Genomic DNA, 14,116 nt, shown 5'->3' on the forward strand with positions numbered 1-14,116 from the left:
TTGTCACACTAATAATTCAGATTTATTTTATGAATCTTGCTTTTTGTCGATACTATCTGTATAATAAAATGTAATTTGATGTTTTAAGTAATAATTTTTTTAAATGAAAGAGTTAATATATGACAAAAACCGTAGATGTAGTCACAAATAATGTTGCAAGAGAATTGCTACGTATTGCAGCTCAAAATTCCATACCTATTTCAAGACTTTACATAGAAATAAACGGTGTTGAAACATTCTACAAAGATGCAAATAAAAACCTCGTAGAGATACCTATTCACGAAATAGACAGATATGCAGAGGAAGACTCCCTAAGAGATAACAGCATCGATTTTGAGCAACAGTATGACATTGCAGTAAAACCATACTATAAGGGCTATCCTTTTGAAAAAATGATAAGTGCAATAGAGTTTGATGAGAATGACACTTTAGCTTATTTTGTAATAAAAAAAGGTTCAAAACTAAACTATTATGAAGATCTTTATGAAGATTTTCTAGACTATATTATAGAACAAAAACTAAGATCAAACATCATGCTCTACCTGTTTGACACTGATTATCAAGCTAGCATCAAAGGTCTTGTTGATGTAATAGAGCAAATAAAAACAATAACATTTAAAGAAGATAAAAAAATACTTGTTGCAGAGGGTATAGACGCTATTGAGTCTATTAATTCTGATGTTTATATGAATATTGAAGAGAACAATGACATAGGTGCTGAAGACAGTGAAGGTAAAGTTGACTATGCAAACAGAGGTTTTTTGCTAAGTTGTGTAGCCGGTGAACAGCTCTTTGAGTTTATAAAACCTCAACAGGGAGAACATGGTAGAAACTGTAGAGGCAAAATTCTCGAAGTTGAAATCATAAATATAGATGCAAAACCGACATTTACAGTAGAAGACGGCATCGAAGTTCACGATAGTTTTGAAAACATAAAATACCTCTCTACAAAAAGTGGATATCTTGTTAAAAGAGGAAATCAATACGATGTATCAAACAGCATCGATGTTGATGAAATATCTTTTAAGACTACAGGTACTATCAACTCTGACTTAGATTCCGAGATCTCTATAAATGTAGTTAAAGACGATCCTTTAGAAGATGCCATTGAAGAAGGTATGCACGTAAAGGTGCAAAAACTTACCATCAAAGGGAGTGTTGGTCCAAATACTAATATAGAAGCACGTGATATAGCAATAGATGGGCAAACTCATGGTGACTCTTCCATAAAGTGTGTTAATGCGAAGATAGGACTTCACAAGGGTAAGGTAGTTGCCAGAAAAGTTGAAGTAGAGACACTCGAGGGCGGTGAAATAATTGCAGATATAGCAGTTGTTAAAAATGCTATGCGGGGTAAAATCAAAGCCAAAACTATTGAGATCGAGATGCTAGGCTCACATGTCATCATGGAAGCTTCGGGATATATTCAAATAGAGAAAGTTAGAGGCGAAGAGAACAAGTTTATACTTGATCCTTCTGTAGATAGTGGTTTTAATGCCAACAGAAATGATGATAAAGCGTATTTCAAAAAAACAGAAGATGAACTCAAGACTCTCATCAAAGCATTTAAAGAGATTACTATAAAAGTCAAAAACTCACTTAAGCCGTGTGAAAAGATAAAAGCCGCGATTATACAAAGTAAAAATCAAGGTACAGAAATATCTCCTGCAATTATTCAAAAATTTAAACAGTGTAAAGTTTTAAAAGTTCATTATAAAAAACAAAAAGAAAATGTTGAATATAAAAAAGAACAATACAATAAACTAAAAGATAAACTTGTTAAGAGTGGTCCAAATATTTTTGATGCAAAAATCATTCTTAGCGAACCACTTAGAGGCTACAACCATATCGCGTATAAACTCAATAATCCTGAGAGAGAAATTGAACTAAATACAAATGACACTATGAGCAAAAAAATCTTCCAACTTCAAGAAGATGAAGATGGTGTTTTAAAGATTATAAACCTAAACTAAAGCTTCTTCTTCAAATATAGCAGCTATCAGATCGACAATCTCTTCTTCAAACAAGTTCTTTGGGACTTGATCATAAAGTATCTCTATAGCTTCATCATGAGGAAGTGCTTTTCTATATGGTCTTGTCTCTACAAGAGCCTGATACATATCTAAAGCTGCAAGTATTTTTGACTCAAAACTAAGTTCTTTAGCTTTCAGACCGAATGGATATCCACTTCCGTCATTTCGCTCATGATGAGCAGAAGCCCAATCATGTATCTGCTCAAAACCTTCAATAGCTTTTAAAATCATATGTGTTAAATAGGCATGCTCTTTTACCCTTTCAAACTCACCTTTTGTTAAGGGACCATTTTTTTCCAGTATGATTCTTGGTGTACTAAGCTTGCCTATATCGTGAAGATTTGCAGCTACTTGAAAAAATACACTCTTTTGCTCATCCCATCCAAAATACTCTGTAACTTTTGCAGCTTTTGATGTTAGTTCATTTGAATGCAGTGCTGTAAATTTAGATTTAGCGTCTATTATATTTGAGAAAACAGATGAGATGCTCAGCAAATCTTTTAGTTCTATAGTCGAGTCAATAACAGGAAGGTATTTTTCAACAGAACTTAAAATATTTTCATCATTTAAATCACGCCAAAAAGATATCTTACTACTAAGTCTTAAAAACGCATCTACTATCTCTTCATAGTAAAGAGTTTCTTTGTTATCTTTAGCGAATGTCTTAATCCCATTTAATGCACTAATACTAGAATCAAGTAGATTAAATTTCATATCAATATCATCTGCAAAACAAATTATTTGAGACATAATAGGGATTTTGTCACCTTCTAAACCATAGAGTCCACTACCGTCTAGATACTCATGATGATGCAATATTATATTTTTTGGAGATGTTAAAAATGGGAACTTTCTAACATTTTGTTCACCTATTTTACAGTGATCGACCAGTTTTTCCAGTATTTCAAGATTCTTTTTTTCTCCTGCTTCTAGACAGTTTTGATCATAGAAAGCTTGAGTGATTCCATTATCATGCATCAGAGCAAGGGAACACAGGTCGAAGCACTCTTCTTTACTCAAGTTTAACTCAAGTCCAATCCTTAAAGAGATATATGCACAACGCTTGCTATGGTGTGTTGTTATGTGCATAATCTCTTCTTCCGCATGATCTAATGCCGTTGATGTTGCAAGTAAAAAAGAGTTCAAATTAAACTTCATATATGGTCCTTGTAAACTAATGTGATAATTTTATCACAAGTAATCATAAATATTTCTTATAACATTCTTTGTTACAAACGATATATAACTATGGAATACATAATGCTGTATAATTTAAAATATTTATAATTAAAGAAGTAAAGAGAAGTAATAAATGTCTACAAATTCATTTGCCTTTAAGGACTCACAGACGCAAGAACGTTTCAATGAGTGGAGAAGGCCATCAAGATTAAAACAAATATCTGCTATTAGCATCTTAACCGCATCTTTGTATTTAATCTTTGCATATGTAACCAAGTCTTTTATTCCTGCTGATATTTTACCATTGGCAACACTAGTTCATGTTTACTTGGTTCCATCTATACTCATTGTTATAGCTCTACTGGCATATTTTAAAATACGTTACTTGTTAATGACTTTTTTACTCATAATAGCACCTATTGTAGCGGCTACTGGCAATATGCTCATAGTCTCTGAATTTGAAGGATATACGACTTATCAGACTGAGTTGTACCTCATCATATTTTGGGTTTTTACTGTCTCTGGCTTAAAGTTTATTCATGCACTTCTTAGCGGATTACTCATATATATAAGTGCAACTATTAGCGCTTATCTTATCTATCCTATGAATACAGAAGCCTTTGTATTACATAGTTTTTGGATGATTGCTGCTCTTTCTTTTGGTATTTTAAGTGGATACCTTTTAGAATCATCACAAAAAACAATCTTCTTAAAAAAAGAAGAACTTGAAAAGATTGCTATTACTGACAGGCTAACTGGACTTTATAACCGTGTAATGTTCGATAAAGTAGTTAAAGATGAGTTAGAAAAGTTTAAAAGATACAAACGAACATTTGGACTTATGATACTTGATATTGACTTTTTTAAAGATGTCAATGATAGCTATGGTCATTTAGTAGGAGATGATGTTCTACTGGAATTTACAAAAATCATAAAACGATATACTCGTTCATCTGACACAGTAATAAGATGGGGAGGAGAAGAGTTTATAATCATCTCTTTAGAAGTAGACAAAGATGGCTTGATAACTCTGGCTGAGCATATACGTAAAAAAGTAGAAGAGCATAACTTTAAAACTGTAGGTAAAAAGACAGTAAGTATCGGTCTCACACTAAACAAAGAGAGTGATGATATAAACTCTATCCTGCAAAGAACCGATCAAGCTTTATACATCTCAAAGAACAGTGGACGAAACAGCACCAACTTTTTATATTAATAAACTATTAGTTATAAACGGGAGTGTTAGAAATTTTGTGTCAGACCGATAGAATATTAAATTCTAAAGGAATGACCTATGACTCAACAGTTTAATCTAGACGAGGCACTTGAACTCGTTAAACAAGGTGCCAGAATTGATGGCAACGATGGAGTTCTTGCCCCGCACATAAAGCATCTCTTGAAGCTGAAATAAGAAATCACAAAAATGGTAAATCTACCAAGACTATGAAAACCAGTGTTGGCTCTTTTGAACCTCAGATACAAAATCCAATTAGATATGTAGCTTCTAAAAATCAAGGGAGCTTTTCCAAATAAGACCAGTCTGCTCAAACTTTTATATATGGGTATTCAAAATTCATCTAAAAAATGGACTATGCCCATTTGGAATTGGTCTTTAACAATTTCACAGTTAGCAATAAGTCTTTAAATTTGTAATTTAATAAGTAGAATTTTGTTGTTCAAAAAATCCTAAGGGTTTATTAGAATCAGCGAAATCTACTTTTTGAACACTTTGTGGAACAAGAAAACTCATAATAAAAACTACAAAAGACTGTAGATAAGGACTTTGCAGCTCTGTTAAAATCTTTCAATTTCTTTATAATTCTTTATTTTTTGGCACAGTAAATAAATTTGTTTATCCTTACATATTAGATTAGTTTGGTTTAGAATTGCTTACAAATATGAACTATTTTTCTAATTATATGCTTTAATTACAACATTATTTCGTCCTGTTTCTTTAGCCTTATACAACAATTTATCCGCTTCTTTATAAAGTATATTTTTATCCGTTTCACTATTGTTTTTTTTACTAAAATCAACATAAACAACACCAAATGATGCACTTACAAAATCTGAAGCTGAATTTTCTATATGTAGAATATTTTGGTTTTCTATATCCTTTCGTATATTTTCAGTAAAAGCATGGACATTTTTTTCATTTTTTTCTACAAAAATTGCACTAAACTCTTCACCACCTATTCTAAATGCGATATCACCCGCTCTTTTCATATGTGATTTCAAAACTTCACCTATAGCGATTAGAACATTATCACCCTCTTGATGTCCATAAGTATCATTATATTTTTTAAAATAATCTACATCTAAAGATAGTAAACAAAATATTTCTCTCTCTCTTTTTGCTCTATTAATCTCTCTATTAAAGATATTATCAAAATATCGTCTATTATATAGTTTAGTCAATTCATCAGTTATAGACAATTTTTCTATCTCTTTTTTATTAGTAATATCATGACGAATAGCATAATATCCAACAATGTTTCCATAATAATCATAATCAGGATAAATTGTAGAATCTGCCCAGAAAAAACCACCATTTTTTGTTTTATTTTTCACGTCTGAATGCCAGATATTGCCTGCGCAAATAGTTAGCCATAGATTTTTATGTACTTCCATTGGTGTGTCTGAATGTTTAATGATTACATGTGTTTTCCCAATAAACTCTTCTTTAGAAAATCCAGATATTTTACATAATGCTTCACTAACATCAGTAATAATTCCATTTAAATCAGTTCTTGAGATAATAATGTTTTCATTTACAATATGAATATATTTTTTCAATTCATAATTTCGTTTATTGATTTTATCCTGCATCAGTTGTAGTGAGTTTGATAACACTGACACTTCATCTTTATAATTATCTATATTTGGTATAGTGACTTGATTGTTTTTTGCGATCTCTTCGGCTGAATGTGTTAAAATACTAAGTCTCTTAATTAATCTATGTCCAATAAAATAGGCAACTAAAATAATAACTATTATTTCTAATATCATCATCATAAAAGTAATATTTTTGTTACTTTCTTGAATAAGTAAACTATCAGTAATTTCAAAAACCACTTTTGCTTTTGCAATAATACTATCATCAATTTTAATATCTAATGATTTTAATTTAAATGTTCTTTTATTCACGTATAGTGTTTTATCTTTTTGATCAAAAATATCTTTAAGAATAAGATTTTCATCATTTCGATGAGATAAAACAATCTTTTGATTATTAATTATTTTAACCGCAATAACATTCTTGATTTTCATAAAGGTATCTACAGCATTATCTACTGTAGCAAGATCATTAATAATAATAGGAGTCACAATTAACTCAGTAAAAAGTTTGCTAGCTGTCTCAATGTTTTCATCAACTAAAGAGTTAGATAATTTTTCTGTTGATGAAAAATTATAAAATACGACAATAGATATAAAAATTATATTAAGCAAAACAAAAGATAAAATAAACTTATATTTAAATGATAAAAACATCTTTAATTATTCTCTATGTTAAGTTTCGTAGCAATATCCCTTATGATATTGTATTGAGAATCATCGGTTTTAATCATCTCTTTTATACTTAACTGTTTTAATAAATCTTTTGGCATATTAACAATAGCTTTAATAAACTTTTTTTTTGTATCATTTTTTAGCGATGGATTAAAAGCAAATGGATGACTAGGATAAGCTTGTGTTTTATATAAAATTACCAAAGAATTTATAGTTTCTTTATCATTTAAGTTTTTAAATGTTCTCTCAATCCCACCACCAACATCTCCAATACCTCTAGCAACACCTTTGTAAACAGAATCATGTGAGTTAACATAAAGTTTTTTTTCATTTTTATTAATATCTATATTAAAAAAATTTAACAGTTCATATTTTGTCAATAAAGTTGCTGCAAAAGCATTTGGAGCTGGAAATAGAAAAATCTTGTTTTTACAGTCTTGTGGAGTATGGATACTACTATTCTTATTTGTAACCAATATACCAACAATATTTTTACGTGCTCTTACTTCTGCTATATAACCTTTTCTTTTATGCGCGACTACATAATGGTATGGATTCATATAAGCTATATCATATCCACCAGAATATAATACTTTTTCAAACTTAGGGATTGATGATTCAACCTTTAATATAACATCTTCACCAGTCTCTTTTTTAAGATACTTGGCAATAGGAGCCCAAACTTTCATAAGCTTTAATGGGCTTTGTTGTGGAACTACACCCAATATAATTGCGTGTAAATTTATTGAAATGAAACAACTAATAACTAGGTAAAATAAAGCTTTTTTCATATACATAACCTTAAAATGATAATAAGTTAGTCTAACACAATTAAGATGATTTTTTACTTCGTTATTAAATACATTGAATGTCCCCTATAAAATAGACAGTTACTAAAACAGTAGGTTTTGGAACTTTCTCTAAGTTTCAAACTAAATTGTTGAACTATGATATAATTTTATGACTATCGGTTACTGACACAAAACTCTGAACGGTCTCAATCATAATGAAGTTTACAACAAAAAAACTATCTTATTCTTTGTTTCTCTTTTTCCCCAATAGTGTCAATTTTATCTTGGACACTAGGCTTTAATAACTGCTCCAACTCGTGCAATTTTCCAAAAGCTCTTATTACCTTGATGAAGTTCAATAGGGATATTGTTCCTTTTTGCTCAAAGTTAGGGTATGTTGAAGAAGAACTTAAGTTAGCCTTTGAACTGATATCCTTTTGTTTTTTATCTAGATAAAGCCTTGTTCTTTTTGCTCTTAGTGCTAGAACTAGAGCTATCTCATCATCTGTTAGAGTCGAAAAGCTGCTATTAGGGTTTAGTTTTTCTTTTTTTTTGTTTTTAATTTTTCCTTGTGCTTTTTTGAACTTATCTAGTAAATCACTCATTATATAGCTCCTTCAAAGTCTCTTTTAGAAGTTTCCTCGATAATCTGTTTTGCTTTTTTGTTATCAACATCATATTCTTTTAAGAGTTGAGGTAGCTTATACTCTCGTAGCTTTTTCATCTTCTCAATAGCATTAACTATAAACTCAAGTTCTATACTAAACTCATCTGCTAGTTTTACTACATCTTCAACATCAATTAGAGACAAAGGTTTTGCATAAAGGGATAATTGATGTTCAACTGTCTGCTTCTTCCCTTTTGCAAATGTCAGGTCGTAAGCCGGAGTTGCCTTCCATTTAAAATCTTTGTCACACATGAAAGAGAAGTTCCTTGTGTGGTCATCTTGATTTACAAACATATAATTGAATAACATCTGTAACATTAGTTGATCAAGGCTATCAAGTGCTTCAAGTTTTACAGCAGTTCTTAACAAGTCCTCATAACCAAGCTCTCTTGGAATATTGTAATCTACCTCTAGTAATCCTGCTAATGAATGAACATGATATTTTTTTCCACTATTTTCTATATCAAAACGTTTAGTGATGAAGTGATGTTTCCCTTTTGATTCGACAAGTGTACAAAAGCTCATGTTGATTCCACACTCTTTAGCTAAGAGATAGTAAATATATTCAACTTTAGAATATGTAGACTTATTTTCGTCACCTTCTGCAGTATCATCGTATTTGATTATCGCATGGATATAATCCTTATCCAATGGTTTTGTTCTATCTCCCAAGAACACCATATTGTTCTTTAAATTTATAGCTCCTACCGCTTTACTTCTTGCACCACCAACAAAAGAGTGTGCACTTACTAAAAAAAAGTTATGGATAGCATGATATTCCCCACCTTTTTTCAGACGTTTGGCTTCTTCAAACATGTCTCTTAGTTCAATCGTATCATCAAGAGAGGAATCTTCTTCTATTGAAGGTTGAAAAGTGATAGCTCCAAGACCTTTATTGCCTATGAAAAGTAATTTATCACTTACTGTTGGATATCTTCCTCTAGTATCATTAAAGAAGTTATCTAATATCTCATTACCAAAGCTACCTGGAAGAGAATCGCTAATAAAACCTGCAACACGATCGAGAAATGTAAGGTGAGTTGTTTCTCTCTCATATAACCCTGAGCTAATATTGAGTGGGCTCGCTTTATGTGTATTATTACTAAGTGTTTTAAGATAAACTCTATCAGCATCTTGATACATATCTGCTATATGTTCATCAAAGAGGAATATTGATACTTTTGTTTTCAAATCTTAAGCCTTTAATTCATATATATTTGTAATTATAGCACGATAGTGGACTTAATTACAAATATATATGAATTATTCAGCATATTTGTTATTCAAACCTTAAAAATTAGAGTTGGGCTTTTTGTTGGCGCAAAGGTAAATTTTTAGTTAAGAAATGACAATTACTTTAATACACTTCATCGTGTGAACCTATTTCTATAGGAATTATCTCTTTTTCTGTGATAATGAGTTCAAGCGTGATACGGTAGCTGATATTAATCGAGACCGAATGAAAATCTGAAAGTTTTCCAGAAAGTTTGTGTAACCTTAAGGATGGGTGGTGAGGATTCGCTTCGAGAAGTCTAATTGTCTTTTCATACTGAGAAAGCAGTTCAGGACGCTTCTTTATAAATTTTCGTATACGCTTTTCATATTGCTCTGTAAAGATTAACTTATAAGTCATCGTGTAGTGCCTTGATGTGCTCATCGGCTGTCAATATTTTTGCTCTTCCCTCTTGTATCTCTTTATGTGTCTCTATTAATGCAGCTTCAAGCTCACATTCCCTAAGATAATTATAGTGTGCTAAATCCATTACGACATATTTAGATTTACCACGTACACTAATAATCGCTTCATCATCTTGCTGAAGTGCTTCGTCTAGAAGTGTCACACCTCTTGTTTTAAGGTCATTTGCCATAATAGTCATAAAATAATCCTTTAAATAGTATTGTTAACAGTATTATAGCATATATTATTTACAGTGTTGAATATTTAGTTTATTCTTTACAATTCTTATTGATATATGCCATAAATAGTAAGTTCAACACAAAGGATTTACTATGAATGTGGAATAACCGCACTTACATAAACACTTACTAATTCGGTTAAAACCTAATTGCGTGAAGTCTCACAAACTGTAATATTTGGAACAAATAAAATTAACGTAACTGATACAAAACTTTGAACGGTCTCTTATAAACTATATCATTATTTAATTATAGCTTCTAGATCAAAATAGGCACTATACTTTTGCTCATCTTGTTCTATTATTAGTTCTGTGTCATGCAGTTGCAGTATATCTTCGACAATATTTAGTCCAAAACCTATAGACTTATAAATATTTACATCCATTGTATCAACATCATTATTGCCTTTAACATTGGCTATATAACAACTTATACGACTCTCTTTTTTATTGCAATTAACTTCTATATCACTCTCAGACGCAGAATACTTAAAAGCGTTTATTAGTAGGTTGTCAAACACCTGTGAAATTCTTGCTTTATCCGAATACACTATTAGATCTTTGTCTATATCTACAATGACGTTTAATTTTTTCTCTTGTATAAGAAGAGAGAAAGAATCTAATATATTGTTTACAAAATCTAATAGATTAAAGCTACTCTTTTGGATAGTTATTTTTCCTGAGCCTAAGGCTACTTGATTTAAGACCGTATTAACCAACTCTAAACTTTTACTACTTGCTTCTTCAATACTTTGAAAAAAAGATCTTGATTTTTCTGTACTTAATTCTCTTGAAAGTGCCAGTTTTGACAGTCCGTTTATACTGCCTAGAGGATTACGTAAATCATGAGCCACATAACCTATAAGCTCATTGATACGTAAGTTCTTTTTCTTTAGCTTCTCTTCATTTTCCTGTAATAATATAAAGTTTCCTATAGATACCGCCATCATAGAGATAAGATCATTTTCATGTTCAGAAAATCCATATTCTCTAGGTATCAAAGATGTAAAATTCAAAGTTCCATATAGTTCATCATTTACAAAGATGGGCGCGGAGAGATAAGCTTCTAATTTTAAGTTTACATAAACAGGGTGATCTTTTAACTCTTTTATATCTGCCACACGCGGAAAACCAATGGTTTCACCTGTTTGATAGACTTCACGACAGTAAGTACCTTCAAGTTCATACTCATCACCTGGGTGTATAACCTCAAGATCAGTAACAACATCTTTGATCGTATATTTTTTATCTTCAGAGATATGACTCACTATCCCTGTTTGCATCTGAAATATCTCGATTCCGCTCTTTAGGTAGTCAGCTATGAGTTTCTCAAAACTATCGTAATGTTTTGCGGTGAGGAGATGCACAGCTTTTAGATTTTCAGCTATCGCTATAAGTTGTTCTAAATCACTTTTCGAACTATCCATATGATAAAATTTACTGTTATTTACAAACTTTGGATACTGCATTGCATCTCCTTTTCATAATATAAATATAGCAATAACTTCTTATAGTAAAATTAACAAGCTATAATTATTGATTATATAGTGAAAAGGTTGTTTATGGATATTTATATATTTACAGCTATGCTTATGGTTTTTGTATTGCTAATATTTTTTCTGAGTAAGAGCCATAAAAGAAAAGAAAAAAACAACTATAACTCATATGGTGACAGCAGTGGAAGTTCTTTTATGACTGATGATTTTTATGAAAGTTCAGATAGCTTAGATGCTGGCGGTGGAGACTAGATTTCCTTCCATCTATCCTCAGTAATGGCCACACTCATCTCATCATCAAGAAGTGTTAGCTCGCCATCGCTTATATTACACTGCAAAGTCATCGCTCTTTTAGCAAGTTCTTCTATATTACCATCTATGTTTAGATTTATAACAGATAGATTTTTAAAACGTTTAAGAACTTTTTCTGTCTGTTTCCACCATGCAGATGCACTTCCATCCTGGTAAGTATAGATGATAACTTTTTGTGAGCGCCCACACGCTTTTTTGATACGTTTTTCATCAGGCTGACCAAGGTCTATCCAAAGTTTTATATCCCCATCAAGTTCTTTTTGCCATAAGTCAGGCTCATCATCTTGTGAGATTCCTTTACAAAATACTAAGTCATCATTTGCATTCAGAACAAAAGCTATGAGACGAACCATCAATCTGTAGTCATTTTCCGAAGGATGTTTTGCAAGTGTAAAGTTATGTTCAGCGTAGTAGTGAGAGTCCATATTTGCGATATTTAGTAAGGCTTTGTGGATAGTTGCATTTGCAGCCATATTATTCCTTGGAAGTTTTAGTTGTGTGAGTATAGCGAAGTGTAGCTTCTTATGAAGCCAAATCAGCCTGTAAGGACTACAGACTGACTTATTAGTTATTTACCTGTGTAATTGGCACCTTTTATCATGCCGCTTTTGCTTACAAATACATATAGTGTCTGTCTGCTTTTATCTTTTATCTTAGCATTTTTAAAACTTACTACCAAATCTTTTTTGTAGTTAAGTTTAGATACTTCTATTCTTTCTACAGGACTACTCGCCCAACTCTTAGCTATCTTCTTTTGTTTTACCAGACTATTAACTTTTTGTTTTGCTATCTCTTTTATATTGTCTTCACTAACTGCTTTTTGCTCATGTGAGTGCCCGTGAGAATGATCATGACCAGCATGTGAGTGTCCAGAACCAGCATATAGTGATGTAGATGCAACAAGTGCTGCGATAAGTGTTGTTTTAATTAATGTTTTCATTTATATCCTTTTATAGTGAGTCGTATACATACTCTTTTTCTTTAGCTTCCATATCCATGTGTATGTGATGGTGAGCATCCTTGTTAAATCCAAATTCCTCTTCGTTTGTTGTGTGCAAATAACCATGCATCTGCATAAGAAATAGCATGAAACCTGCGAACATCAGTGCATGGTTGGCAACTCTGCTTAGTCTTAAAAAAGACTCTCTTTTTCTCCACTGCGTAAGAATAATCAACATAAAGATCAAGGCAACAATCTGCCCAAGTTCAACACCTACGTTGAACGATATAATCCTAAGTAGCATATCCCAGTTTTGTTCACCCAGTGGCAACTGTTGTAATCTTGTAGATAATCCAAAACCGTGAATCAATCCAAAAATCAAAACCATAAGCAATAAGTTAGGAGACTTTACCCCAAGATAGCTTTGAAAACCTTTGTTATTGTCAAATGCCTTGTAAATAACACTAATGGCTATAACTGCATCTATCAAATAGTAGTTTGCATTTATACTCATAAACGTTGCAAAGATCAGAGTAATACTGTGTCCTATAGTAAATATAGTCACAAACTTTATAATGTCTTTTGTCGTTGTTAGGAAAAACACAACTCCAAACAGAAATAGCAAGTGGTCATAACCCGTCAACATATGTGTGGTACCGAGCCAAATATAACGAAGGTTTCCACCATCAATCATCGCCTGCATATCCGCTTCTGATATACCGTGTCCATACATAGCCGTACTCATTAATATTAATGAAGTGACTAGAAAAAATACTTTCATTTAGTTCCTTAATAATTGTAATAATGTATAAAAATGAGGTTAGAAGCTTATGTTATAGGAGGGCGAAAAAGTTTCTCTAAAATGGGGTTTGGAATCCAAGAATTTACTTCATAAAATGATTCTTCTAAAGAGAGCTGTGCGAAGAAGTCTCTATTTTGAGAAAGAGTATAAAAGTCTGCATGGTTTATGACTGTTTGTGAGTGACTATGATTATGGTTATGAGTGCTGCCATTGTGAAAATGTTCATGAACATGCGTATCTATGTGCTTATGAACGGAGCATTTTGCACTATCAGCATAGTCATGGTTTTGTTGCACTGCTAATTTTGCATAAACACTACTACCTATAAGATGTAAAGCCAACAAAAAAATCATCACATAGTTTTTCATAGCAAAAGCATAACATAGAAAATTCAACAGTTAAATTTGTCAAATTTAAACATATCACAAAAGAAATATCTAATAACATTAATTATTAAATATTTTTATAGA

At 31.5% G+C, this 14,116-nt stretch carries 15 protein-coding genes and 1 pseudogene; 4 read left to right on the plus strand and 12 right to left on the minus strand.

The features are described from left to right. The first annotated feature begins 119 nt into the window (after nt 1-119). Nucleotides 120-1,973: a flagellar assembly protein A gene (locus tag ABZC13_RS05155; RefSeq protein ID WP_373001013.1), complete on the plus strand. Its 1,854-nt coding sequence runs from the start codon at nt 120-122 to the stop codon at nt 1,971-1,973. On the opposite strand, the gene ABZC13_RS05160 is transcribed toward ABZC13_RS05155, so the two are convergent. Continuing rightward, complete coding sequence (locus tag ABZC13_RS05160) at nt 1,965-3,191, minus strand: HD-GYP domain-containing protein (protein ID WP_373001015.1); 1,227 nt, start codon at nt 3,189-3,191, stop codon at nt 1,965-1,967. The two genes, ABZC13_RS05155 and ABZC13_RS05160, sit on opposite strands and share 9 nt — an antisense overlap. Before the next feature lie 154 nt (nt 3,192-3,345). On the opposite strand from ABZC13_RS05160, the gene ABZC13_RS05165 reads away from it, so the two are divergent. Both ABZC13_RS05165 and ABZC13_RS05170 read left to right on the plus strand, forming a co-directional pair. Further along, nucleotides 3,346-4,428, plus strand: a complete 1,083-nt coding sequence (locus tag ABZC13_RS05165) for a GGDEF domain-containing protein (RefSeq protein WP_373001017.1) — start codon at nt 3,346-3,348, stop codon at nt 4,426-4,428. Between the two features lie 285 nt (nt 4,429-4,713). Beyond that, nucleotides 4,714-4,857 (plus strand): annotated as a pseudogene (locus ABZC13_RS05170) (IS256 family transposase); the annotation flags it as partial. 266 nt (nt 4,858-5,123) lie between these two features. Here ABZC13_RS05170 and ABZC13_RS05175 read toward each other — a convergent pair. The 7 genes from ABZC13_RS05175 to ABZC13_RS05205 form a co-directional block, all read right to left on the minus strand. Continuing rightward, nucleotides 5,124-6,704 (minus strand): diguanylate cyclase, encoded by a 1,581-nt coding sequence (locus tag ABZC13_RS05175; protein ID WP_373001019.1) that lies wholly within the window; start codon nt 6,702-6,704, stop codon nt 5,124-5,126. A gap of 2 nt (nt 6,705-6,706) precedes the next feature. Beyond that, the gene (locus tag ABZC13_RS05180; RefSeq protein WP_373001021.1) at nt 6,707-7,513 is read right to left on the minus strand and encodes a phosphate/phosphite/phosphonate ABC transporter substrate-binding protein; all 807 of its coding nucleotides are present in this window, start codon (nt 7,511-7,513) and stop codon (nt 6,707-6,709) included. 236 nt (nt 7,514-7,749) lie between these two features. Beyond that, entirely contained in the window at nt 7,750-8,118 is a 369-nt protein-coding gene (locus ABZC13_RS05185; protein ID WP_373001023.1) for a hypothetical protein, read from the minus strand. Next, nucleotides 8,118-9,371 carry a type II toxin-antitoxin system HipA family toxin gene (locus ABZC13_RS05190; RefSeq protein ID WP_373001025.1) on the minus strand — a complete coding sequence of 418 codons (1,254 nt, stop codon included), beginning with the start codon at nt 9,369-9,371 and terminating at the stop codon, nt 8,118-8,120. The genes ABZC13_RS05185 and ABZC13_RS05190 overlap by 1 nt, the downstream gene beginning before the upstream one ends. A gap of 166 nt (nt 9,372-9,537) precedes the next feature. Then, nucleotides 9,538-9,813: a type II toxin-antitoxin system YafQ family toxin gene (locus ABZC13_RS05195; RefSeq protein WP_373001027.1), complete on the minus strand. Its 276-nt coding sequence runs from the start codon at nt 9,811-9,813 to the stop codon at nt 9,538-9,540. Further along, nucleotides 9,803-10,057, minus strand: coding sequence for a prevent-host-death protein (locus ABZC13_RS05200; RefSeq protein ID WP_373001029.1), 255 nt, complete (start codon nt 10,055-10,057; stop codon nt 9,803-9,805). The genes ABZC13_RS05195 and ABZC13_RS05200 overlap by 11 nt, the downstream gene beginning before the upstream one ends. A gap of 281 nt (nt 10,058-10,338) precedes the next feature. Beyond that, complete coding sequence (locus tag ABZC13_RS05205) at nt 10,339-11,565, minus strand: histidine kinase dimerization/phospho-acceptor domain-containing protein (RefSeq protein ID WP_373001031.1); 1,227 nt, start codon at nt 11,563-11,565, stop codon at nt 10,339-10,341. Nucleotides 11,566-11,658: 93 nt separating this feature from the next. On the opposite strand from ABZC13_RS05205, the gene ABZC13_RS05210 reads away from it, so the two are divergent. Further along, entirely contained in the window at nt 11,659-11,844 is a 186-nt protein-coding gene (locus ABZC13_RS05210) for a hypothetical protein (protein WP_373001033.1), read from the plus strand. On the opposite strand, the gene ABZC13_RS05215 is transcribed toward ABZC13_RS05210, so the two are convergent. The 4 genes from ABZC13_RS05215 to ABZC13_RS05230 form a co-directional block, all read right to left on the minus strand. Then, nucleotides 11,841-12,377, minus strand: coding sequence for a YaeQ family protein (locus tag ABZC13_RS05215; protein WP_373001035.1), 537 nt, complete (start codon nt 12,375-12,377; stop codon nt 11,841-11,843). The genes ABZC13_RS05210 and ABZC13_RS05215 overlap by 4 nt on opposite strands. Before the next feature lie 95 nt (nt 12,378-12,472). Continuing rightward, nucleotides 12,473-12,844, minus strand: a complete 372-nt coding sequence (locus tag ABZC13_RS05220) for a DUF6488 family protein (protein WP_373001037.1) — start codon at nt 12,842-12,844, stop codon at nt 12,473-12,475. A 10-nt stretch (nt 12,845-12,854) separates the two neighbouring features. Beyond that, nucleotides 12,855-13,625 carry a HupE/UreJ family protein gene (locus ABZC13_RS05225; RefSeq protein WP_373001038.1) on the minus strand — a complete coding sequence of 257 codons (771 nt, stop codon included), beginning with the start codon at nt 13,623-13,625 and terminating at the stop codon, nt 12,855-12,857. A 47-nt stretch (nt 13,626-13,672) separates the two neighbouring features. Further along, the gene (locus ABZC13_RS05230) at nt 13,673-14,014 is read right to left on the minus strand and encodes a hypothetical protein (RefSeq protein ID WP_373001040.1); all 342 of its coding nucleotides are present in this window, start codon (nt 14,012-14,014) and stop codon (nt 13,673-13,675) included. Between the last annotated feature and the right edge of the window lie 102 nt (nt 14,015-14,116).

This window comes from Sulfurimonas sp., from assembly GCF_041563035.1.
Lineage (GTDB): Bacteria > Campylobacterota > Campylobacteria > Campylobacterales > Sulfurimonadaceae > Sulfurimonas.